The organism is Candidatus Mancarchaeum acidiphilum, from assembly GCF_002214165.1.
GTDB lineage: Archaea > Micrarchaeota > Micrarchaeia > Micrarchaeales > Micrarchaeaceae > Mancarchaeum > Mancarchaeum acidiphilum.
In genome coordinates this window covers 430,294-454,101 of record NZ_CP019964.1, presented here as the reverse complement: position 1 = coordinate 454,101, position 23,808 = coordinate 430,294, and the positions used below count along the sequence as shown (strand labels likewise).

Genomic DNA, 23,808 nt, shown 5'->3' with positions numbered 1-23,808 from the left:
TACAAAATAGGTCGCGGCGGAAGTTGGGCCGGAATCAAAACTTCTATGAGTGCTGAAGATGTTTTTTAGGAAGCCTGCCAATATGGAAATAAAGCCCGATGATCTCGAAAGCTATAACCTGAAGATGTTTTACACACTGATAAGCCCCATGGAAAAGCAGGCGGATGCAGCAGAAGCATCGATAATCAGCGGAATCGCAGGTTTCAAAGAATCGATTGCCAATTTCTCAAATTCCCGATCAGATCCGGAGATGGAGTACATACCTAATTACAGCATTGAATTTGTAAAGTCCCAGAAAGAGAACTACTGCAAGAGGCTGGAGCGCATTTTAGACAGAAGCTTTGAGGAGGAAGACGGAAGGGACGCATACTACAATCTGCTGCTGAAGGAGCACTTCTATTCCGGCATGCTGGACTCAATATTAAAGCACAACGCAAAATTCAGGCCCGTCGTTATAGGATACGCAAAGGACATAGACAGCTTCAAGAAGGTGTACTCCAACATAGAGAAAAGGATTAACGACCTCAAGAATGTGATAAAGTCGAAATCCAATGAATATGACAGGTACATAGAGATAAGGGACAAGATAGATGCACTGCTGCAGCTCATATCCGACAAGGAATACTTAATGGAAGAGAACGCAAAGATAAAGGAGGAAGTGAGGGAAGTAGAGATGGCAGAAGTAAAAGAAAATTCAATAAAAGAGCTGAATTCAGAGATATCCGAGAAGAGCAACGAAATAGTAGTGCTCCAAGACAGGATTTCCGGTGAGAATTCCAAGATAACCGCGATTTTGTATCCGCTTAAAAGGCTTGCCAGAAAATACGATTATATATCAGGAGAAAAGATAAGCCTGTCTGATTTCTTGGACAATCCCTATATTCTTTCAGATCCTGGAAATTACAGCCTGTTCCTAAAAGAGCTCAATTCCCTGAAGGATATGGTTATGAAAGGAAGGATAGAGGTGAAGAAGAAGGAGTCCTTCGTAGAGCAGATAGAAGAGGTTGTCAATGCAGGCCTTGCCGATAGGATAAAGAATCTGATGAAGGTCAAAGAAGAGCTGTCTGAATTGCAGGGTTCTTTGAATGAAGCAAGGATTGGCGTAAGTACCGAGAAAAGCATAGAAGAAGACAAACATGCAAGGAAAGAGCAGGCAAAGGAGAACGATGGAAAAATTGCCGAGATGGATTTAAAGATTGAGGAGATCTGCAAGGAGCTGGAATTATTGTTCAACAAGTATTATAAATCTTTGATTAAAATAACAATCTAATAATGGCATACGCTAACGGGTTTTGAAATGCAGAAAAAGGAAGCTTTTGAGAAGCCAAGTATAATATGGGGCACTATAATCATAATCGTGTTGGCAGTAATAGTCATAGCATTATTCTCAAATATCCTAAGAACACAGCCAATAGAGTTTGGAGTATCGGAAGGGGTGTCCTACATGGGATTCGGCCGCATAATTTTCACAGGGCAAACCCCACTGAACGCAACCTCAACGCCTGTTGAAGTGGCATTCGTCAACTACGGCGAGGCATCATTCATATTCATATTGATATCAATAGTTATAGCTTTCATAGCACTATTCACAAAGAAGGCATCCATAATCGCCGCTATATCTTCATTTGTCTCTTTTGCGCTGGGAATCGCATCCCTTTACATGTTCTCAAATCTCATAAGCATAAGCGGCGAGCCGGTAGCAGCCGTTGCGATTCCGGGAGCCGGAATATACCTGATGCTGTTTGCAGGGATAATACTTGTATGGGCTTATTACCTGTTCAGCGCATACGATATCAACGCCTTAAAGAAAAGCGCAAAGGAAGCAGCAAAGCCCGCAGAGGTAGAGGCAGCTTCAGAAAACGGGCCAAACAAGGCGGAGGATATCAAAAAGCAGATATCCGAGGAGGTAAGCAAGGAGATGACGTCAAAGAAGGAGACGGAAACCGAAAACAAGATAACCTTGAAGAATTGAACCAGTTTCAATTTTTGTCTTTCCCTAAACTTTTACATTAGCAACTTTTAAATATTATTAAATAGGTAATGATTATTGGATAAACCGCCTGTACAGCACCGCAAATGCTTATTAATTTAGATTAATGAGGTGCAAGCGTATTCAAAAGGTGTTACAATGTCTACAAATCTTTATGCAGAGGAAATAATATCGAATTATGAACACCCCCACAACAAGGGCAAAATGGAAGATGCGGATGCGAGCTTTGAAGAGCACAATCCGGTATGCGGAGACGACATCAAAGTATACTTGAAGATTTCGGAGGCCAAGGTCGACGATGCAAAGTTCGATGGTGAGGGATGCTCGATAAGCACAGCAGGGGCAAGCATGCTCACGGATTACGTAAAGGGTAAGAGCATAGAGGAGCTGAGCGGGATGGGGGTAAAGGACATGATTGACCTGCTTGGAATAGAACCAGGCCCTGCGAGGCTACATTGCGCCACGATATCATTGAAAGCTCTCAAGGAAGCAATATTCTTGTACGAGCATAAGGAGCCGGATGAAAATACAAAGGATCTTTGAAAAACAGGAACAAAGAAAAAAAATAAAGCGGGAACTGCCGCTCCGTGCTTCTTTTTATCTATTTGCACAACGATTACTGCTGTTGATCCCCTCCCAGCTGTTCAAAAGCGTCAAGCACAGGGTTCAAGTACATCAGTGATGGCGCACCTCCCATAAGTATTGCAACGCTCGCAGTTTCCATTATCTCATCCTTTGTTGCACCTGCCTTAAGGTAGTTGTTCATATGGTACGCTATGCACCATTCGCATTTGACATTGATAGCCAGAGCCAAGCTTATCAGTTCCTTTACCTTAGTGGGGAGCTTCCCATCCGATTCCGAAGAAGTTAAAAGCTTCATAAATCCTGCCTGCACATTTGGCTGGTCCGCGCCCAATTCCTTGACTACCCTGTTGACCTCCTTCAACTTTTCATTTGCATCCATTTTACCACTACTAATACTATGAATAATCAATTATTTATTCTATCTGAATATTCACTAATTAATTGGGAATCCACGAGCCCGCCTCTTGCCACAAGCTTTATTAATTTGAACGGTGACAGTGTCCAGATGCAAAGGCAAAGATGATCCATATGGCAAAGCTTACACCTGCGGAAAAAAGGAAAAATACCATAAGAAAGAAAAAAATAAAATTATGGCTTGACAATCTGGCAAGTGGCAAGCTGGATGAAATAAACAAAGAGGTATTCAAGGACAGGGATCCCGAAGAGATAAAAACTTACTTTCTGGAAGTCGATTTCTTTTGGGAAGGGGGAATAAGCTTAGGTATGAGAAAAAAGGGATTGGCATCAGGAGGCTTTGGAGGATACACGGACTTGAGGTTTGCCATGGGAATTGATTTTAAAAGCCCGTGGGATGGCTACAACATCTACAACGGAGTCAGGAGGATAAAGTCGAATTACAGGCTTTCAGACAACGAGATAAGCGAGATGCTCCAAAAAGACAAAGGGATTATGGAAAAGCTATCCGAGGACGCAACAAAAGATGCAATAAAGAAGTACGGATACGGGATGAGAGCGTTCAAAAAGATGATGCTATTGGAATTTTATTGGAATGAAAGCTTTCGCGAGAGCTAAAAACGACTTCAGAGGAAATAGTGGCAAGTCTTAAATATTAAAAGCGGTTTATATAATAAACATTGCAAGGGCCCTTAAAATAATGATTGGCAATCAGAAACATCAGGCAAATGCTGGAGGTAAAAGATAAGGTGCAAAGAGGCTATAAGCATGAAAATGCCCAAGAATAAAACCAAAATAAATGATGGCTTTACCGAAAGGCAATTATTAGATGATACCAATGCAAAAATTGCCGGCTTATCCAGATTAAGTGATAACGATACCGCTAAACTGATTACGGATTACCTTAAGGAAAATTTTGATCCAAGTGAAGCGGATAAGAGGTTATCCGAGATTCTAGACTTTGTCGAGTCTTTAGACCAAAGAGACACTAGATATAGATACTTCCATGCAATATGGAGCACCAAGGCCGTCAAGGAGCTCACCAGCGAAAGGACAATGAAGTTTGCAAATTCAATCGGTGTAAATAATTCCTACGGATACTTCTATGCAATCGAAAATACAAAGGCAGTCAAGGAGCTCACAAGCGAGGAGTTCACCAATAAGAAAACTGCAGATTTCATAAATCTAATAGGTAATTATTCCAATTTTGAATACTTCAATGCGGTTGGGACCACCAAGGCCGTAAAGGAGCTCACTAGCAAAAGAGTTTTTGATTTTGCAAAATTAATCGGCATAAACGTCGATAAATATTTCTATGCAGTGGGCAGCACCAAGGCAGTCGCGGAGCTCACCAGTGAGGAAATTGCCAATAGGAGAATAGCAGATTTCATAAATCTGTCCAATAACAGTTTTGGATATGAATATTTTGGAGCAGTAGGAAAGACGAAAGCCGTCAAGGAGCTCACAAGCGGTGAAGTAATAGACTTTGCAAAGTCTCTCGGAAGCAATATCGATAAATATTTCAGTGCAATAGAAAGCACCAAAGCCGTCAAGGAGCTCACCAGCAAAGAGGTTATCGGCAAAAGGATAGCAGATTTCATCAATCTGATAGGAAGAACTTCCGCTTCGGAATATTTCAATGCGATAGGGTACACAGAGGCAGTCGCGGAGCTCACAAGCGGTGAAGTCGTAAATGAAGGAACGGTAAATTTTATAAAATCCATAGGCAGTTATGGTTCAAATAGATACTTCTATGCGATCGGCATGACTAGAGCCGTAAAGGAACTCACCAGCAAAAGAGTAAGGGACTTTGCAATTTCATTAGGCAACAATAATGTATATGGCTACTTCCGTGCAATGGCCGACTCAAAGGCAGTCGCTGAGCTCACAAGCGGTGAAGTCATCAACGAGACAATAACAAATTTTGTAGATTCGATTGGTGGAGACTCTTCCTATCAATACTTCTATGCGATAGGTATGACAAAGGCAGTCGCGGAGCTCACCAGTGAACGGGTAAGGGACTTTGCAAGGTATGTTGGCTATAATGCTTCCTTCGAATACTTCCGTGCGATAAGAAAGACAAAGGCTGCCAAAGAGCTAACTGATGAAGTATTTCTTTCATGGCTAAAGGATTCATATACCATGAACGATTTTATGGATATCTTAACGGGAATAGCTAATATACTATATTATTCGGATAACCATAATCTTAACAAAGGCCTTACTTTCTTGGAAGATCCAATTATTAGGCTTATCAAATTTGAGAACGCATCTAAAGACCCCAATAGGTTTAAAGCTGAAGTGCTAGGATGGTCAAATCTAATAAAAAACCTCGAAACTATAGAAAATGGTAATCTAGGCAGCATTGACGAAGCAAAATTTGACAGGATAGTGAAACTTTACAGCAGGACGGGAGGGTCCGTAGAGTACCTATCTATTGCATCCAATTTCATCAAAACAAAAGAGGATTTTGAAACCTTGTTCTCAGGAGAAAAAGGGAAAATAGACAATATAATAGTAAATGGGGCAAATTCCTATTTCAATAACCTCAAGGGTTTGCCAAAATCTGTTGAAGGGTGGGGAGGGATAAAGATTCTGAGACTTGTTTGGGAAAACAAGAATATGTTCACCCCTGAATTTTTGGTCGAGTCATTGAAAAGAAGAAGCAACCCGAGTGAACTGCACATCGATGAATTCAAACATATAGATAGCTTATTGCCAGAATTCAACAAACAGTATATTAAGACATATGATCTTCATCAGGAAAAGAAAACTGAAGAGCTCACAAGAGAAGAGACCAGTAAAATAATCTCCGATTCTATAAGCATCATAAAAGGGGTTTTTCCTGAAAATGCGGTTGACGTACCACAGGCACTGGGGCAAATCCAAACCGAACTTGCGTCCCTCAGAAATAGCGTTGGAAGAGGCCTACGCAGCAGGATCGACTATATTGTCGGAAAATCTGATATTGATGACAACCCCGAAAGTGTCAATTTCCAAAAGGCAATATTCCTTGCAAAAGGCCTGAAAAAAATTGAAAAAGACATTAACAACATTGCGGATGAGAACAAAGGCGATGCCCTATACTCATACGGGAGGATCCTAAATGCCGTTGAAGGTGTAATGGCATCCAAATATTACAGGGAGAAGATAGGCGATCAGGAAAATGCATTGGAGGAAGCGAGGAGGTCGTTAATGGAAGGGGCGGAGATGCCAAAAGAGGAAATGGAATTATATATAAAGAAGGCGGACGAGGCGCTGAGCAATATATACCAATACATGACTGATCCTGACATGTTCATCGTGGACTCGCCTGGAAGAAGGATGCTGTTCGGTTTATACCTCAATACAATATCCGAGGATTCGGAAAAGCTTGACAAATCCCTGCCAACTGCAGGAGTACTCACCATAAAGAGCTGGAAAAGGTCACTGGATGATATATTCGGGGGCAGGTACAGCGGAGACTGCACAGCCCCACCGAACGAAAGTGATTATTCGGGAATCCACTTCGATGCAAACTTTAGATGGGTAAAGGATCCTGCGACATTGATACTGAACTTCTACTGGAAGGAGAAGCTTGAGGATGTACCTCAGCCAATAGGAAGGACATACTGCTTTGCGGCGGAGGTTGACGGAAAGCCCATGCTTTTCATAGATTCGCTTGAGTTCCTCTCTTCATTCTATCCAGGGATAGAAGTACAAAAGGCACTTCCAGAAATGATTAAGGATCTTGCAAAGCACTTCAATGTCCCTGTGGTAATCAATACGGGGCGTGTATCAAACAGGGAGTGGGTAAATGATGTGATTGGCAATGCGGGGTTCAACAAAAAAACAATCTCCATCAAGAAGCTTGGAAATGATGTGTTTGCAGAGCATATAGAAACAAGCTTACTAAGGAAAGAGCAGTATTTCGTAGCACCCTGATTAACCGATAACTTAATCTTTTTCTATTTACTATCGATAGTTCTTCTTGGCACTTGTTGTTGGCTGGTGCATTGCCTATATCCAGAGCATATCAATCCAGAGGTATTTCGCAAAATAAGCTAAAAATTTGTACATTTGCAGATAAATATAATGCCATTGTGTCCTATTTGCCAAAATTATAAAACCTTAAAAACCCGCAATAAAATTACATTTTTATATTTTGGTAAATAAATAGAGACTAAGGTAATAAAATGACAGTAAAGAGCAAAAATAAAAATGCCGAAATAGCAAAGATAATCAGAGCCAACACAGAGGACCGGAAATATATAAGCGAAAATAATTATCAAAAAACATACCTGGGAAAGCCCATAGTATTCTATCTTCCATCAATCAAGATTGAGACGGACAAGGACAGAGTGGTGGAAGACAAATTAGACATGTTTCTTCTTAAAGAATTCGGAGGGTATACCGCAGAAAAAGGATTCATATTGGGTTACTGGATGGATGGCAAGAGCGTCGACCATACAAACCACATAAAGTACACAGTTGCGGTAAAAGATAACGAGAAGATCAAAAAGCTGGAATCTTTTATTGCCGATATAGGGAAGTACTTATCAGAGAAAGCGGTATATTTTGAGATGGACAAGAGCTCTTGGCTTATTTACCCCGGAAATGAAAAAAAGAATTAAATCTAGAAAATATAAAATAAGAAAAGGTTTAGGTTTATGGAAAAATACAAAACTATTAAGGATAAATTCAAAAAAGAGATAAGTGAATTAAGAGAAAATAATAAGGATTTTATTCTTACCATGGATTTTGAAAACAATAAATTAATTAATTTTGAAATGAGTTATAAGCCAAAACACAACCAAAAATTTGATCTGTTGAGGCATAATCTCGGGCTGGGATTTGATAGATTCGAATATAAACTCCAAGATAAGCATAATGCCGAATACGGTGTAATATCCCCATATAGCATGGCTAAGAAAAAGCACGAATATTGGTACATATTTCCAGAATACGAAGGATTCAAAGTAAAGATAAAAAAGATAGACGATAAGATTATAAATGATGGGCAATTTGATACTTTGCTGTTTGCATCAAATACCCATATCAGATTGCATCTTCTTTCATCAACTATAAGAAAAGGCAATGTCAATCCCAATAACGTGCCTGCTTATGAATTTTTCCGGAAAACAATCAAGGATGTAAACAAATATTTAAGCTATAATGGAATAAGCCCTAACAAGTTGACTATAGAAATTGAAAGTTTCCCTGTGCCAAGCGATTATTACAAATCCATAAATGGGGAGTTAAGGAAAGAAGTGATAGGTTTTATGACGGGGCGCTTTCCAGAACTAATCGTTATCAGGAAATTAGATAAAAAGAAATTTGGAGTAAAAAATTTATTGAGGAAAGAGAAAAAAGAAAAACATCTGTAGACAGGTAATCGATTTTTTGTGTTAATAGCAGGTATCGGGCGGAAGTAAAATTAATGTATGGTATAATACATACAATCTTATCAATCTTAGTAATGTCAATACAAATATTTTATCTAATCTTTGCAATGCCGCTACAAAGATTATTAAAAATTTATACCTATAACATTATCATAGTGCCTAAGGATATCATTGTAAGAGTTATTGCGGATCAGAACGAATCAATTAATAAACTGCTCTCAGGGCATATAATAAAAAGTTATCTGTCGATAAATGAAAATTTACTTGGAAACGGTATTGTGGGGATAATAACAGGGATAAGAAGGTGCGGCAAGTCGGTACTGGCGGAATTGATATTCTCAGAAGGTAAGTTTTCTTATATAAATTTTGATGATCCTGGGATTTCCATAAAGGCTGAAGATCTAAATCAGGTATTGGAAGCTATGTACTAATTGAATAGCAATACTGAAAATATAATATTTGATGAAATACAGAACATATAAGGATGGGAGAGATTTGTAAATTCAATCTCAATATCTAAAAAAGTTATAATAACAGGCAGCAATGCAAGGCTAATGAACAAAGAGTTAGCTACATATCTTGTTGGCAGGCATATAGATTTTATATTATTCCCATTTAGTTTTAAGGAATTTCTAGATTACAAATCATTTGATATAAAAACGAAAAGATATACGAGTGAATGGCATTCAAAGATCATTGATAGCCTGCAGGAGTACATGCAGATAGGAGGCATTCCATTAGCTCTAGTTGAAGGCAGCAATTACCTATTGCAATTATACTCAGATATAATTCAGAGAGATGTCCCTCATAGATATTCAATCAGTTATCCAAGCGAATTTAAATTGCTCTCAGATTACCTTCTATCCAACTTTTCAAATGAAATAACTTACAACAAGCTAAAAAATATAGTTGGCATGAAAACACCAAACACGATAAGCAAATGGGTAAGTTATATCTCAAATTCCTATCTTATATTTACAAAATGCATAGCAGAAAGCCCACGATATTTAATCGTGGGATGATGTCAGAATTGAAAGGTTCTCAGCAAAGCTCAAAGAGAGCATGAAAGCGCCAAGGAAATTATATGTTACAGATACTGGAATAGCATGTGCTGTAAATTTCAAGAGCAAGGAGGACAAAGGAAGGTTGATGGAAAATGTAGTCGCTGTTGAATTGATGAGGAGAATCAAGTATTGGAATAATAATTATTCATTGTATTATTGGAAGGATGCTTCAGATTTGGAAGTTGATTTCTTGCTTAGAAAAGATGGCAAGACAGATTCTTTGATACAGGTAACTTATGCTTCATCAATTGATGAGATTAAGGAAAGGGAAACCAATTCTTTGGTAAAAGCAAGCACCGAGCAGAATTGTAAAAATTTAATAATAATAACCTGGGATATAGAGGATAAGATAAGCATAAAAGGTAAAAAAATAAAGCTGGTCCCTATATGGAAGTGGCTTACGGAGGACCACAAAAGCGTTGATTTCAGCACTTAAATGCCAATGGACCTGAGGTATGCAATTACATCTTCGGCTACTGAAAGCTTGCTGTACTCACTCTGTATCGTATCTGTGACAACAAGCCCGTCCGCCTTTTCCTTTATCCTCCTATCGCTTTCTCCCGCAAATATCCCATGGATGGCACAGCAGTATATGCTGCCCGCTCCTTTGTCCGAAATCAGGTCTATAGCGCTAACCATCGTATTTCCTGTTGATATCATGTCATCCAATAGAAGTATGTTCTTATCCTCGAATTCAACTTCCGGCAGTCTCATTTCCACGGTATTTGCATCCATCCTTTTTTTGTCTATGTAGTAGGCCTTGCGCCCCAAAAGGTTTGCCATGTCAAGAGATCTGGAATAGCCGCCGTCATCCGGGGATATTACGTAGTCAATGGATTTGCCTTTGAAGAAATTATATATTGGGTTTTTTATCTTAAGGTTTGCAAAGGGCTTGGAGACATAGCTCAAAGTCTGCTCATCATGGAGCTCTATCGCAGCCATCATGTCCGCTGAGTTCGCTATAGACTGTGCCATCACCTTTGACGCGATTGCCTACCCTCTATTGTAAACCCTGTGCTGCCTTGCGTATCCAAAATATGGCATTAATGCAATTAATCTCTTCGGGTTCTGCTCTTTTGCCGCATCAAGCAGGAATAAATAAGACATTATATCGGAATCGGTGTTGGTATTCCCGATAACTACAACGTCTTCTCCATCAAGTGGCGTATCTATCTTGGTGTAGATCTCATTGTCCGGAAATCTTGTCAATTTATAATCAGCCACGCCACAGCCTATATTTTTTGCAATTTTAGAAGCAAGCCCTATTGAAGAGGGCAGTGACAAAATTTTCATGCTTATCAATATAATTGGCAATCCTAATTATAAAGCTTCCTGTATCCCTTTATTTACTGCAAAATATAAAATAAAGTTTAATTTAGAATACTTGATTTTTAAATGTTAATTTTTTATAAAATTCCATCTATTAATATAAGTGATTGAAATGGAGAAAGCAGATGTTCTTGTAATCGGTGGAGGAGGTGCCGGCTATCCTGCCGCTTTTAGGCTAGCCGAGTCAGGGTATAATGTGATAATGGCAGACCCAAAAGGCAAGCTTGGCGGAAACTGCCTTTACATGGGGTGCATACCTTCAAAAACAGTAAGGGAGATGGCGCAGCTTAAGGAAAGGACGGAGAGAGTCTTAAAGCAGAAGATAAGCATCGACTATTCCCTTATACAGGACCATAAAGATTATGTGCAGGAGACGCGTTTCTTGCAGCATTCCAATGACTTGAAGAATTTTAAGAACATAAGGTTCATAGCGGAAAAGGCCGTATTGAAAGATTCGAACCATGCATTGATAGGAGACAACGAAGTCGAAGCAAAATACATTATAATAGGGACAGGCACCACACCAAACAAGGTAGAATTTCCAGGATCAGAATACTGTATAACAAGCGATGACCTGTTCACTTACAAATCAAGTATAAGATCACTGCCATCTGAAATAGCGATAATAGGCGGAGGATATATTGCATTGGAGGTTGCAACAATGTACACTATACTGGGATCAAAAGTGCATATGTTGGTAAGGGGTGGAAATCTATTGGGCAGGGTTGAGCCTTATTTGGTTTCGGGCCTGAATGACAACATGGACAAAGGTATAGACATACAGATGAATTCGCCTCTTGAGAACGTGGAAGAAAAGGAGGGCAGGAAGGTAGTGCATTACTCCGACGGCCAAGGCAACAAGAAGTGGCTTGCTGCTGATATGGTGCTATTGGCAACAGGAAGAAAGCCCGTGCTTCCAGAGGGAATAGAAAAAGCGGGAGTGGAGATTGATGGAAGAGGATTTGTGAAGGTAAACGAATCTATGAAAACCAATATCCAAAACATCTATGCAACAGGGGATGTCAATGGAAAGTCGCCGTATTTCCATTCGGCTGTAAGGCAATCGATAGTTGCTGCCAACAATATAATGGCAAACGGGAAGCCTATCGATTATTTTGATTCAGATGCGGTACCTATTACAATATTCACATTCCCTCCAATATCATATGTGGGAATTACGCCAATCACGGCAAAGGCAAGAGGGATAGATTATCTTGAAGGAATCTATAAGTTCAAGAATGACGCAAAAGCGCAGATGTACGATGAGTTGCCGGGAGAGATAAGGATATTCTTTGAAAAAGGATCATTGAGGGCTATAGGAGCATGGGTCATAGGGATAGACTCGCCATCATTGATAAACGAATTGGGGATTGCCGTTGCAAACGGATTGGGCGCAAGGCAGATCGCGGATTACGCGGACCAGCACCCAACAACAAACGAGGGCATATCTGCTGCGGCAAGGTCAATACTGTAATCTTTAAAAATGCCCGCAAGCGAGAGAAGCGGCAACACCAAGCTGGGATAAGCATGCATCTTGTTTGCTAAAAATCTCAGGATAACTGAAAACAAGATATATAGGTATGTCTTAGGCATACCTTAAAAGACGGCCCTTACAGCTTTTTGAACATCAATATCTCGGTAAGGCTTTTGTTCCTCAGCTCCATTGCATCCTCCAGCCTTCCGTATTCCTCAAACCCAAGCTTTTTGTAAAGGGTATATGCAGATTTATTGCCTTCGAATAACGCAAGGGTTGCTATCTTTACCCAGCCTTTGGCAAGCCTCAGAGCGTCTTCCATCAGGGCCTTGCCCACTCCAAGCCCTCTGTAGTCCTTTCTTATTGCGATTCCAAGCTCGCCGATATGCTTCCTCCCAAGCCCTCCCTTTCTTATGTCAATCAACCCAACAGGGTGGCCGTCAACTATTGCCACTCTCGCGATCTGCTCGTCGCTTTCGACTTTCTTGAGCTTCTTGTTGAACCATTCAACCTCATCCTCATAGCTCTCCTTGGTATAGGACAGTAGTATGCCTATATCGGAGCCGTATGCGCTTTCACCTTTTTCGACTTCATCAAAGTAAGAGAAATAATTGTTTATCATATCTTCTCGGTACTCCGGTTTTATGTCTGTTATCTCTGCCTCCCTTCCATCCTTCAATTTGAAGCTTGTCGGTTCAAAATACATAAAATCAAATATGTTTGAATTTATACAATATTAATATTTTTGTGCAATGTCCATCCGTATAAGTTAAGAACCCTGTAATCTTGCTGCAAGGGCACCAAAGCTTTAATTATTAAAGCAGAGGCAGAACCTTCGAAATGACGTAAATCAGCTCTCCAGCCTTGTTACCTCCTGCTTCAAATCATTCATCGTTATCACCGGGCTCCCATTTATATAATAGATTGTTCCGTTTGGGGCTATGAGGTAGTATATGTCAAGATATCCTTTAGGGTTGTAAGTGAATGTAAGCCCTTTTGACGATATTCCTCCTTTTATCATATCCGCTCCTGTCGAATTATGCGCATAATAATCTATAAACGGGCCTATTGCCATGCCGCTTTGGCCAAGATCCTCGTAATTTTCAATTTCAAAGACTGTTACATTGTGGTCTTTGAAGAAGGTCATATTATTCGCTATTGTCGATGTGCTTTGGGCGCAGGAGCTGCACCAAGTGGTCATAAGCCAGACAAGTATTGGCTTACCTCGGTAATTGCCTATATTCACGGTTGACCCATTCAGCAGAGTGAAGCTTTCATTTGGGGCCTTTTCTCCGGCGGAAAGGATTTCCGCGGACACTTTATGCGAAAACGTGCCTGCCGAATACATGTACAGCAGTACGGCCGCCGCAATTATCACCACGATTGCCATTAGTTTATACAAAGTTTTTACCTTTTTCATTTTATCCGCCTTTTGTCTTTTGCGAAATCTTTAGCTCCCTCTTGCTGCAGTAAAGCAGGGATTTTGCCGTTGACCTTATGCTGTAAAGAAGGAGCAATATGGATGCGATTATCAGGATAGGCTCAAGCACTGCAAAGGTATGGCTTATAGCGCCGGATAGTGTTAGCAAGGCAGATGTTGACAGCCCAAGCATGGCCAAGAGGCTTCCCACTATCGGGGTGCAGCATAGCCCTTGCGCAAAAACCCCTGTTATCACCGCGATCGCAGTCTCGCCCTTTGAATCGTCCAATCTTGTCAATTTATAGGAGTATATCTGCATTGATATTGATATTCCCATCAACACGGATATCAAGGCGAACCCTGCTATATCAGTTATTTCGCCAAGCGCTATAGAGCCGAATATTATAGGGTAGAATAGCCCTCCAATATGGACTAAATAGTAATAAAGGGCACCCATAAGGATTGCAATAGCTATGGTTGATAGGAGATAGCGTTTTTCGCTGTAAACAAATTTCAATGCCGAACCAATCAAAGATCTTCACCTTATGCTGTGCAGCAGCTCATATTCGATATATCCTGGTAGAAGTTCTGCGATGCGAGCTTGAACGCTTCGCTCAGTGTCGGAAACACGTGCACCGTATCTATGATGTCATCTATTGTAAGCTTGAACTTCACCGCCAAAGTGGCTTCGGCTATTAAGTCCGCCGCATTCCTAGAAAGTATGCTGACTCCTAATATGCGCTTGGTTGCATAGTCTATTACAACCTTTATGACACCTCTCTCATCCCCGATTATCGAGGCCTTGGGGATCATCGAAAAAGGTATTGAATTGCAGCTGCACTTTATCCCCTTCCCGTGTGCCTGGTCATCTGTCAATCCGACCATCGCTGCCTCTGGCATCGTGAAGATCGCCTGTGGCACTTCATTAAGATCTATCTCTTTGGTATTCCTTGTGAACATGTTGTCCGTCGCTATCTTACCTTCTTTGCCTGCGAGAGTCTCTAGCATTGGCTCTCCTGTAACATCGCCTGCCGCATATATCCCGGGCACGTTTGTTTCCATTTTGCTGTTTATTTGTATGAACCCTTTTTCATCGGTCTTCAAGCCGATTGCGCCCAAGTTTAGCTTTTCTACATTCGGCTGCCTTCCTGTTGCAAACATTATGCGTTCGGCCTTGAATATTGCCTCCTTGCCGTTTACCGATGCCTTGACAAACTCTTCACCGCCATCTTTCCCAACTTCGTTTATCGCAGTATTGGTGTTTACCGATATGCCGTCATCCTTCAAATAATTGGCAAGCTTGCTTATCAGCACGGGCTCCCATCCAGGTATTATGGTGCCGCTTCTCTGCAGGACCGTGACCTTTGAGCCAAAATGCGAAAACATCTGCGCGAATTCAAGCCCCATCGCCCTGCCCCCTATTATTATCAATGATCTGGGAAGGTCTTTCAATGAAAGAGCTTCTTCGTTGGTCAGTGGATTTATGCTTTCCAATCCTTTTATACTCGGGATGTAAGCCCTTGCTCCAGTTGCTATAAGTATATGGTTGGAATGGTATTCCTTGCCATTGGCGATTACGGTATGAGAGTCCCCTAACGAACCGAATCCATCTACGAAATCAACATTGGCAAGCTTGTCCAGTACCTCCTTGTACTTTTTGGATCTCATCCCGCTTACAAGCTTGTCCTTTTCCGCTACCACTTTTGAGTAATCCACGATTGCATCTGCATCAACGCCGTAATATCTGGATTTCCTTACATCATCGATGAACTCCCCCACCGTGATAAGCCTCTTGCTTGGCACGCACCCAACATTGACGCAAGTGCCACCGAGGAGCGATCCTTCCGTCTCGTTCTTGCCAATCATCAATGTCCTTGCCCCTAATGAATTGGCTTCTATGGCGGCGGAGAATGCAGCAGCTCCTTGCCCTATTATTATGTAATCGTGACATCCTCCCACCTGTAAACAGTGTGGGCTTCCAAGGTGGTTATGATTTGTCGTCATGATGCCACCCATATAGTTCCTGCTTCATAGGCAACTGCCCCCCTTGCGGAAGGTCTTATGTCGTCTCTGCAGGCTTGACTTCCCGAATGCCCTTCGGTAGTTGGACTGATGGAGTTCAAAGCTCTCTTTAGTATATTCTGTGCCGCATTCACATCCCTGTCCATTGACATCCCGCACTTTTCGCAGACGAATGTTCTTTGGGATATCGATATGCTTTGCACATTGCCACATTTGCTGCATGTCATTGATGTGTATTGAGGATTCACTTTCATTGCCACGCAACCAGCGCTTTCAGCCTTGTATTGCAGCAATTGTGTGAAATTTCCCCAAGAAGATTCACTTATCGATTTTGCGTATCTGTGGTTCTTCACCATATTGTTTATCTCTAAATCTTCGTATGCAATGAATGAATAAGAATTCACCAATTCATTTGAAAGCTTGTGTATGCAATCCAATCTTATCCTTGAAATATGCTCTGAGTATCTTGCAAATCTTGTCACTGCCTTTCTTCTGTTGGATGATCCCTTCTCTTTCCTCGATATGTTTTGTTGAAGGACTCTTGAATGTTTCCTCTGGTGTTTTGTTATCTTTGCGTTTTGGAGTATTGTATTTTCCGAAAGCGCGGCATATTGCATTATTCCTAAATCAATACCAACCTTCGGTTTACCGTTTGAAATGAATGGCTTGTCCTCCTTTTCAACAGCAATCGTGATGTACCATTCCTGTGATTTTGTCTTCTTTATATTTAATGTTTTTATTCCTCCTTCAATATTTCTGTGGTTCACGAAATTTATCCTCCCTATTTTTGAAAGTTCAACCTTCTTCTTCTCTATCTTGAAGCCATTGGTTTGAGGATATGTCAAAGATGATACGAACTTCTTGTATCTTGGAAATCCCGCCTTTACCTTCTTTCCTTGCTTCTTCTCCTTGCACCTCAAGAAAAAATGTTTGTATGCATCTGACACCCTTTTTGAGATATTCTGAAGCACCTGAGAATGGATTTCCGCAAATTCCGGTTTTTCCTTCTTTAATTTGGTTATCCAAACGTTCATCCTGAATTCCGTTAAGGTTTTTCCTGTCTCATTATAGTATGACTTTGACTTTTCAAGAAGCAGGTTGTATAGTTCCTTTGAAAGATACATCTGTCTATTCAGAGTTCCCTTCTGTTCCTTTGAAGGATATGCACGATATTTGTATGCAGTTTTCATGACGATCATATTTATTTATACTAATTATTTCTACTGTTGCGGTGGCTTATATCCCACCGCTGAAGCGTGTGGGTTTTACGCCAAATTTGATAATTTTCCATTATCAACGCCTTTGACCAAATTTTTATCATTTACAATTTCGCATGATTTGATATACCTGTCATAAGCCTCTATATGGCTATTTATCGAATCAACCAATACCTTCATGTCTTCGTTTAAGCTGTAGACCTTCTCCTTTCCCCTCTGCTCCCTGTTGACAAACCTGCAATTGAGCAGGCACTGCAGGTTATGCGAAAGATCGGACTGCTCTATGCCAAGGAGTTCTTCAAGCTGGGAAACACACATTGGCCCTCTTTCATTTAGTGTTACCAGTATCCTAAATCTTTTGGGATTGGCTATTGCCCCAAAGAATAGTGAAATGGATTGATCATCAAGTTTATTATATGACATTTTTATCATATGATAAATTTATCATATGTATTATTAAACTTTTCTTTTTCATTTTCATATTGGTTAAAATGAACGTAAGAATTGAGAGCAAATATGATTTTGAAGGTACTTTTGACAATATCACAAATTTTTTAAATTCCAAAGGATTCACAATATTCTGTGTCGTGGATCATGGTAAAAACGCCAAGGATGCCGGATTGGATTTTATAAATTCCAAACTTATCATATTCGGAAATGCCAAAGGTGGGACTATCCTTATGAAGAAAAATGCGGAATTGGGGATAGAACTGCCATTGAAGATATTAATTATTGAGCAGAATAAAAGGTGCTACGTTATATATAAAGACTACGCTCAAATATCTAAAGAGTACAATTTGGATAATAAAGATATTATTGACCAGATTTCCGGTTTATTCCAAAATCTGAAGGGCTCCCTAGAAATGCCTTAAACGGAATTTCGATAAGCTTGCCCTTGAAAGACAGGCACCCAGGCAGAATTTACTTCTGGTTTCAAAATTCAAGAACACAAAATGAAATATTGCATTTACTTATTATCCGAATTGTTTACGGTTGCGGGATGCATATCCTCTGCAAGTGTCTTCTCCAATTGCCTATCATCTATGTGCCTTCCGAAATGCTCCGTCTTGTACCATACATTGGATTTGTCAATGTACTCAAGCTTAAGCGCTTTCATGTCAGCAACCCACTGCATAGCCCAGTAAGCGGGAAGTGTGACAGCCGTAACAACCGCCTTAAGATGCCTGTACTTTATGGTCTCCTTTTCCGGCTTTGTAACCCAAAGGTAGCCTGCCGCATTCATCGTTGCATAGAATGCAACCATAACAGCATTGAAGCCTGCTACTATCTCAACAGGAAGGCTGAGGGCTTTGTCGAGATAAGCATATACACTTATCCCTATTCCTGTAAGGTTTATGACAGAGATGTGGGGCTGGACAGATGAAAAGAATATATGCGCTTTTGTCCTTAGGCTCAATTGGTCGTCATTCATCTCCTTGCGAAGGGTCTGTATCTTTCCCTGCTGCCATCTTGTCCTCTGCCTCATCCATCCTTTCATCGTGGGGGGTGATTCCTCCCTTGTTACCGACCTGATAATGCCGAGCTTTATAGGATCCTCCGAGGAAGCATTTCCGTTAGTATTCAACTTGCCTGCATTCTTCCTAACATTCTCCCTTATCTTGGAATTATTTGCAAATATCTTCATCCCAAGCTCAAAATCCTCAGTCAGGTTATTGGAGTCCCACCCTCCTAGCTTTTGGAGGGTGTCCTTCCTAAAGAAGTTGGTCGTGCCTCCGAAAGGCAAAGGATAGTCCGCCCTTTTAAGGGCTTTAAGATACGTGTTAAACCAGTAGCCATACTCCGCCCTAAGCATAAGGTTCTTCCATCCATCACCCTCGTTTACCATGTCAAGTATTCCTTGGACAACACCGTAATCCTTATTCTGCATCATATACGCAGTCCTTATGAATGCGTCTTTCGATACCATATCTTCAGCATCAAGGATTCCTATAACATCCCCTGTTGCCATCTTCAAGCCGTAGTTAAGAGCTCGTGGCTTTCCTTTTTTATTTACTTCATCTTCAACCACGATGCTTTTGACGTTCTTGAATTTTGAAGCTATCCTGTTGGCTACTTCTATAGTGCTTGTGTCATCCTTCTCCAATAGGATGATCACTTCCAGCTTGCTCTTTGGATAACTGGATTCGTTTATTGCTTTTACGCATGAATATAACGTCTTTTGCTCTTTATATGCAGGCACGAGTATGGTCATTTTATCGAGCTTTCCCCAGTATTCCTTCCTGAATGTGTTAAGTTCCTTCTCAGTAGGGTCATCCGTTGCCTTACTGCTCCTAAGCATTGGATAGAGGTTGTAAGTATTTACCGATGCCCATGCCACATTATATGCTGCTACAATATCGTCTATCGTTGTTATCATGTTAGTCACGTTAAAAATGAGATACAGAATTTTAGTAAAAAATGGGAGCATGAATATAAATATGTTCGTTTTTTGTCTAATAACCAGTATATTAGGTCATTACAAGCTGCAACAAAATCCATCAAAAATAAAAAGTTATTTAAAATTAAAATCCTCATGCAAATTGGTATTTTATGGGATGGCAAGGATGGTTTGCGATAATAGTTGCATTTGCATTTGTGATGCTCCTAATGTACCCTACCCAGATATATTATTACTTGATTGACCAATCTACGGCATTTACGGCGGCAAGGCCCGTATTCTCATTTATGGACGATGCCAACAATATGCTAGGAATAACGAATTTCATGTGCGGCCAGTACAATTATTCCTGCATAGTGAATACGCCAAGAGTGCTATATGAGGAGGGAGGGCAATTCTCAAAATACCTTCTGATGGACAGAAGGATAACAGTTCCAAATAAAACATATAACTTGACAAGCTATATCACGATAAAAAATTTCTCAATCAACCTTTCAAATTCTGACATAGCAATCTGCCTGAACGGCTATTCGAATGGATACTGGCTGCAGGACTGCATAACAAGGAATAAGATGGCAAATTACAACGATTCATATTATATAGACGAGCAGATATGGAACGATAACCAGATGGTAAACAATCACGTAAAGATTATACCGAATACGGAAGGGACTGCCCAGCATTTCGAGCTCCACATCCATATAATAAACGGCACCGGGGCAATATTCAGCGTCACGAACCTCAAAGACGGGCAGACGGAGAACTTCCTTTACTCCAACAGCTACCTAGGGCTTATGCAGAATGGCACAGAGGATACGCCTACCAGCTTATGGACGGAAGTGCATTACAACAGTAGAAGCGGCATACCTAATTCGATAAACTACCAGACCACCAACTATCCAACTTCAAAGTACACATCAATACAGGTGCTGCTTAACGCAAGATCAATCATATGCGAATACTCTACGAATTCAAGCGTAATCGATACGGACGAGGCGTACTGCAAGAGCGTTGGCTCAATACAGGGAGATGAATTCGCAACAAAATAAAAGGCATTAGACAAATAAGCAAATAATCGGGGCAAATCCATGGCAAAGAGCAAAACGGCATTATCGGAAATTCCACTCAAGGAAAGGATCAAAATTTTCTCAAAGACCCTATATGCGATAGACAGGTATTTTGGGCACTGGGAAGGGGTTTCATTCAAGGATACGGACGAGCTTTACGACAGGTATATAAACAAGGTCATTGAGGCCAAGGATCGGCATCGCCTTTTCATGGCAATGTCAAAACTAATCGCGGACCTCAATAATGGGCACTCTATGTACTTCGATGACATATTAGGCTCAAAGCACATAGGATTTTTAGCATTCTACCATGACAGGCTGAGGAAATGGGTAGTACATTGGAGCGTTGTCGCGGGAATCGTGCCTGGAGATACAATAAAGTCCGTTGATGGAATCCCTGTGGAAAGGTTTTACAAGCGTTTGAGCAAGCATATCTATGGCTCAAGCGAAAGGATGAGGCGCAACGATTTATTCTGGCCGATATACTTTCCGGAAAGCTTTAAGGTTGGGCTTGGAAATGGAAAAGCAATAGAAGTAAAAAAGCGGAGTTATCCAAGGGAGCTATTAAAAAGGAAGAGGATAAGCCATTCAAGGATTGATGAGAATATCGGATACTTGCGGATAAAAGACTTCTGTACCGAGGATGGCATTAATTCGGAAGCGGAGGCAATAAAAGCGGTAAAGGGCATGATGGACTGCGAATCGCTGATAATAGACGTAAGGGGCAATAACGGCGGCTCCACACCGAGAAGGCTGATGAGGCTGCTTATGGACAGGGAGTGGGAAGGCGAGATATTCGCTTACACGAAGCAGAATAGCACGAAGGATGTGATAGAAAGCACATATTCAGGAAAGAAGCTGAAATCCCACGAATATGCTTACGAAAGGCAGGAGCATTACAAGCCTTCCGCGAATCATTATAAGGGGCGACTGTTCATGCTTATGGATCACGGAACTATCTCCGCGGCTGAGAACTTCCTTATGCCATTCAAGATGAGCAAGAGAGCCGTGATTATAGGTTCGACCACTGCGGGGACTACTGGAGAGCCTTACCCACTTGAATTTGGCGATATAAGGGTAACAATAGGCGCTTACAGGTGCTGGCTACCTGACGGAAGCGAATTTGAAGGGATTGGCATAAAGCCGGATATCGTTGTATATCCAACACTTAAAGATATAAGAGATGGAAAAGATCCCGTATTGGATAAAGCTATCCGGATAATAAGGGGAAAGTGATATATTGTCTTATTTATAATCCTTTAAATAAAAATAATTTATTAAAACCCATGCTTTGGTTACCTACATTCTTATGTTAGTCGCTTTGCCTTTAATTGATTTATAAAATTTATCAGTTAATATCTACTAAATAGAATTGAAAAAGATTTAATGATAGTAAAGAATTATTAAAGAAAAGGCTTGATACTTATCATTTTAATGTATTGGAAAAATTCATTTAGCATATAGGAAAATCACTTATTAAGAAATAGGACAAAATAAATTTAAAATTAAAAAACATTTAACATTAATTTTTAATACTAACTGATAAATTAATAATAGATAAGATTTTATTTGGTGCATATTGAAAGTTTTGGTGAATATATGGTTAGCAAGGAAAAAAGGATCGAATTTAAAAAGGGTGCTTTCAGAGAAGAGCTTAACAAGGATGCAGAAAAGATAATGAATGTAGCCGAATATGTAAGTATAAATAATAAAGCTTTATTGGATTTTGCAAAGAATAACGCCTTTTCTAAAGTTTCATTGCCAAAATGGGACCTACCTGTTTTCCCTGAAAAGGCGAATAAAGCTACAATTAGTTTCATAATATTAGGTAATACACAGAATTTCGCATTTACTGATTTTATAACAAAGCAAAAATACGTTGCAGAGTACAAAGGTAGTGATTATGTTGGTGCTATGGGTATGTGGGCATCCATTAAAAAGGCTATAGAAAGAGGTGTACCATTGCTTGATGGCGAATTCCTCTCAACTATATCCTACAAAGAATTAGAAGAAATTTACAACTCCAAGTCAAAAATACCAATGCTGCAAGAGAGACTTGATATACTCAATGAAGTAGGAAATGTATTATGCAAGAAATATGATGGTAAATTTTACAATATATTAAAAGGTTATGAATTGGGTAAGGAAATGATGTTTGATAACGGCAAAGGATTTGTTGAATTACTCGTTTCTGATTTTCCATCTTTCAGAGATGAAAGCGATTACAAAGAAATAAAGATAAAATTTGATAAGAGAGCACAACTTACAGCTGCAATGACCTTTGAAAAGTTTTTAGGGCTTGGAAAAAATATATTTAAGCAAGGAGAAGAAGAGAAGCTTTCAGTGTTCGCAGATTACGAGCTGCCAAAGGTACTCAACTCAATAGGTATATTAAATTATAATGAGAGTTTGAGCAATGATATAAACAATGGAGTGCTTCTTAAAAGTGGAAGCAAAGAGGAGGTAGAGCTGCGTGCTGCTACTATACTAGCTGCAGATCGTATTGAGGAAGAAATAAAGCGCTTTAACAAGAGTTCAAAGATAAACCAGCTTGGTATAGACTATCTGCTCTGGTCCGCAGGAAGGCAAATAAAAACTGCAAACCACCATCTTACTATAACCACTGCGTACTGAGTAAAAATAACTTTATTCTCTTGGATGAAGTTGACTTTATCAGTGGAGAGATAACAAAATGTTTAATTTTCATATCTAAACAAAGCTTTCTTCATAAAAATAATATTATTTCTATCATTTTTGATAGAAATAAATCAACTATTTATATATTTATTTGATGCATAAATAATATAATATATAATTGTTGATAAAATGAATCAATTACAATTTATAAAGGAGATAAAGTCATTAAATATCCCTGTTTTTAGTACTAAGGAAGCTTCAATGATTGTGAATAAAGATATCAAATATACATCGCTTTACCTGTCAAGATTGTTAAATAGAGGAGAGATTTCAAGAATTGAAAAAGGCAAGTATTATCTTAAAGATGCTAATCCTTATGCAGTGGCATCCAATATAATATACCCTTCATATGTTAGCATGATGTCTGCGTTCAAGTACTATGGGATAACGACGCAGAACCTGTCGGCAATTGATATATTGACAGATGCAAGGCATAGCAATGGCATTAGCATAGGAGGTTACAATATAATATTTACCAAAATACCAAGAAGGCTTATGTTCGGGTTCTACCGCTCAAAAGAGGATGGCACATTCGTGGCATATGTTGAGAAAGCGATCATAGATGCAATTTTGATAGGCAATTTACCGATTCCGTATATAGAAGAAGCATACGAAAACGCAAAAGAATCAAGGATCCTTGAAAAAGGCAGGCTTTCATCATATATAAAGAGGATAGGCTCAAAGGACCTAAAAGAAAAGATAAATAAAATTGAAAAAGAAGTAAAAGAAATCAAATTTAGGTCATAA

General features: G+C 39.9%; 24 protein-coding genes and 1 pseudogene. 15 read left to right on the top strand and 10 right to left on the bottom strand.

Translation table 11 applies throughout. The annotated features are described in order from the left end of the window. Window positions 1-58 precede the first annotated feature (58 nt). The 3 genes from Mia14_RS02435 (at window position 59) to sufU (ending at window position 2,533) form a co-directional block, all read left to right on the top strand. Complete coding sequence (locus Mia14_RS02435; protein WP_124216885.1) at window positions 59-1,270, top strand: coiled-coil domain-containing protein; 1,212 nt, start codon at window positions 59-61, stop codon at window positions 1,268-1,270. Between the two features lie 27 nt (window positions 1,271-1,297). Continuing rightward, the gene (locus Mia14_RS02430; protein WP_088820042.1) at window positions 1,298-1,972 is read left to right on the top strand and encodes a hypothetical protein; all 675 of its coding nucleotides are present in this window, start codon (window positions 1,298-1,300) and stop codon (window positions 1,970-1,972) included. A gap of 156 nt (window positions 1,973-2,128) precedes the next feature. Beyond that, window positions 2,129-2,533, top strand: coding sequence for a Fe-S cluster assembly sulfur transfer protein SufU (gene sufU, locus Mia14_RS02425; protein WP_088820041.1), 405 nt, complete (start codon window positions 2,129-2,131; stop codon window positions 2,531-2,533). 73 nt (window positions 2,534-2,606) lie between these two features. Here the strand turns inward: sufU and Mia14_RS02420 are convergent, their stop codons facing one another. Continuing rightward, complete coding sequence (locus Mia14_RS02420; RefSeq protein ID WP_088820039.1) at window positions 2,607-2,954, bottom strand: carboxymuconolactone decarboxylase family protein; 348 nt, start codon at window positions 2,952-2,954, stop codon at window positions 2,607-2,609. A gap of 149 nt (window positions 2,955-3,103) precedes the next feature. Between Mia14_RS02420 and Mia14_RS02415 the strand changes: the two genes are divergently transcribed. The 6 genes and pseudogenes from Mia14_RS02415 to Mia14_RS02385 all read left to right on the top strand — a co-directional run bounded on the left by Mia14_RS02415 (window position 3,104) and on the right by Mia14_RS02385 (window position 9,873). Beyond that, complete coding sequence (locus tag Mia14_RS02415) at window positions 3,104-3,607, top strand: hypothetical protein (protein ID WP_088820038.1); 504 nt, start codon at window positions 3,104-3,106, stop codon at window positions 3,605-3,607. A 150-nt stretch (window positions 3,608-3,757) separates the two neighbouring features. Beyond that, the gene (locus Mia14_RS02410) at window positions 3,758-6,913 is read left to right on the top strand and encodes a hypothetical protein (RefSeq protein WP_088820035.1); all 3,156 of its coding nucleotides are present in this window, start codon (window positions 3,758-3,760) and stop codon (window positions 6,911-6,913) included. A gap of 251 nt (window positions 6,914-7,164) precedes the next feature. Then, complete coding sequence (locus Mia14_RS02405; protein ID WP_088820033.1) at window positions 7,165-7,602, top strand: hypothetical protein; 438 nt, start codon at window positions 7,165-7,167, stop codon at window positions 7,600-7,602. Between the two features lie 36 nt (window positions 7,603-7,638). Continuing rightward, window positions 7,639-8,355, top strand: coding sequence for a hypothetical protein (locus tag Mia14_RS02400; protein ID WP_088820031.1), 717 nt, complete (start codon window positions 7,639-7,641; stop codon window positions 8,353-8,355). Between the two features lie 53 nt (window positions 8,356-8,408). Then, window positions 8,409-9,395: pseudogene (locus Mia14_RS05190) on the top strand (ATP-binding protein). Window positions 9,396-9,435: 40 nt separating this feature from the next. After that, a complete protein-coding gene (locus Mia14_RS02385; protein ID WP_088820026.1) occupies window positions 9,436-9,873 on the top strand; it encodes a DUF4143 domain-containing protein in 438 nt (145 codons plus the stop codon). Here the strand turns inward: Mia14_RS02385 and prs are convergent. Together prs and Mia14_RS02375 are read right to left on the bottom strand one after the other, a co-directional pair. After that, window positions 9,870-10,427, bottom strand: a complete 558-nt coding sequence (gene prs / locus Mia14_RS02380; RefSeq protein WP_338025068.1) for a ribose-phosphate diphosphokinase — start codon at window positions 10,425-10,427, stop codon at window positions 9,870-9,872. The genes Mia14_RS02385 and prs overlap by 4 nt on opposite strands. Window positions 10,428-10,430: 3 nt before the next feature. Then, on the bottom strand, window positions 10,431-10,730 hold the full coding sequence (locus tag Mia14_RS02375) for a ribose-phosphate pyrophosphokinase-like domain-containing protein (RefSeq protein WP_124216882.1): 300 nt from the start codon (window positions 10,728-10,730) through the stop codon (window positions 10,431-10,433). A gap of 148 nt (window positions 10,731-10,878) precedes the next feature. Between Mia14_RS02375 and Mia14_RS02370 the strand changes: the two genes are divergently transcribed. Beyond that, the gene (locus Mia14_RS02370; protein WP_088820021.1) at window positions 10,879-12,240 is read left to right on the top strand and encodes a dihydrolipoyl dehydrogenase; all 1,362 of its coding nucleotides are present in this window, start codon (window positions 10,879-10,881) and stop codon (window positions 12,238-12,240) included. Window positions 12,241-12,376: 136 nt separating this feature from the next. Here the strand turns inward: Mia14_RS02370 and Mia14_RS02365 are convergent, their stop codons facing one another. From Mia14_RS02365 to Mia14_RS02340, 6 genes are all read right to left on the bottom strand, one after another. Continuing rightward, a complete protein-coding gene (locus Mia14_RS02365; protein ID WP_088820019.1) occupies window positions 12,377-12,946 on the bottom strand; it encodes a GNAT family N-acetyltransferase in 570 nt (189 codons plus the stop codon). Window positions 12,947-13,090: 144 nt separating this feature from the next. Continuing rightward, a complete protein-coding gene (locus Mia14_RS02360) occupies window positions 13,091-13,660 on the bottom strand; it encodes a peroxiredoxin family protein (protein WP_088820017.1) in 570 nt (189 codons plus the stop codon). Window position 13,661: 1 nt separating this feature from the next. After that, window positions 13,662-14,192 carry a hypothetical protein gene (locus tag Mia14_RS02355; protein WP_088820015.1) on the bottom strand — a complete coding sequence of 177 codons (531 nt, stop codon included), beginning with the start codon at window positions 14,190-14,192 and terminating at the stop codon, window positions 13,662-13,664. Window positions 14,193-14,203: 11 nt separating this feature from the next. Then, entirely contained in the window at window positions 14,204-15,664 is a 1,461-nt protein-coding gene (merA, locus tag Mia14_RS02350; protein WP_088820013.1) for a mercury(II) reductase, read from the bottom strand. Continuing rightward, window positions 15,661-16,872, bottom strand: a complete 1,212-nt coding sequence (locus tag Mia14_RS02345) for an RNA-guided endonuclease InsQ/TnpB family protein (protein WP_198539396.1) — start codon at window positions 16,870-16,872, stop codon at window positions 15,661-15,663. The genes merA and Mia14_RS02345 overlap by 4 nt, the downstream gene beginning before the upstream one ends. A 75-nt stretch (window positions 16,873-16,947) precedes the next feature. Continuing rightward, window positions 16,948-17,322 carry an ArsR/SmtB family transcription factor gene (locus Mia14_RS02340; RefSeq protein ID WP_157891436.1) on the bottom strand — a complete coding sequence of 125 codons (375 nt, stop codon included), beginning with the start codon at window positions 17,320-17,322 and terminating at the stop codon, window positions 16,948-16,950. Window positions 17,323-17,390: 68 nt separating this feature from the next. Between Mia14_RS02340 and Mia14_RS02335 the strand changes: the two genes are divergently transcribed. Further along, complete coding sequence (locus Mia14_RS02335) at window positions 17,391-17,771, top strand: DUF302 domain-containing protein (RefSeq protein WP_157891435.1); 381 nt, start codon at window positions 17,391-17,393, stop codon at window positions 17,769-17,771. 95 nt (window positions 17,772-17,866) lie between these two features. On the opposite strand, the gene Mia14_RS02330 is transcribed toward Mia14_RS02335, so the two are convergent. Beyond that, a complete protein-coding gene (locus tag Mia14_RS02330; RefSeq protein WP_157891434.1) occupies window positions 17,867-19,276 on the bottom strand; it encodes a glycosyltransferase in 1,410 nt (469 codons plus the stop codon). 173 nt (window positions 19,277-19,449) lie between these two features. On the opposite strand from Mia14_RS02330, the gene Mia14_RS02325 reads away from it, so the two are divergent. The 4 genes from Mia14_RS02325 (at window position 19,450) to Mia14_RS02310 (ending at window position 23,808) form a co-directional block, all read left to right on the top strand. Continuing rightward, complete coding sequence (locus Mia14_RS02325) at window positions 19,450-20,346, top strand: hypothetical protein (protein WP_088820004.1); 897 nt, start codon at window positions 19,450-19,452, stop codon at window positions 20,344-20,346. A gap of 39 nt (window positions 20,347-20,385) precedes the next feature. Further along, on the top strand, window positions 20,386-21,600 hold the full coding sequence (locus Mia14_RS02320; protein WP_088820002.1) for a S41 family peptidase: 1,215 nt from the start codon (window positions 20,386-20,388) through the stop codon (window positions 21,598-21,600). A 363-nt stretch (window positions 21,601-21,963) separates the two neighbouring features. Continuing rightward, the gene (locus Mia14_RS02315; protein ID WP_088820001.1) at window positions 21,964-22,998 is read left to right on the top strand and encodes a queuosine salvage family protein; all 1,035 of its coding nucleotides are present in this window, start codon (window positions 21,964-21,966) and stop codon (window positions 22,996-22,998) included. Window positions 22,999-23,190: 192 nt separating this feature from the next. Further along, entirely contained in the window at window positions 23,191-23,808 is a 618-nt protein-coding gene (locus tag Mia14_RS02310; RefSeq protein WP_088819999.1) for a type IV toxin-antitoxin system AbiEi family antitoxin domain-containing protein, read from the top strand.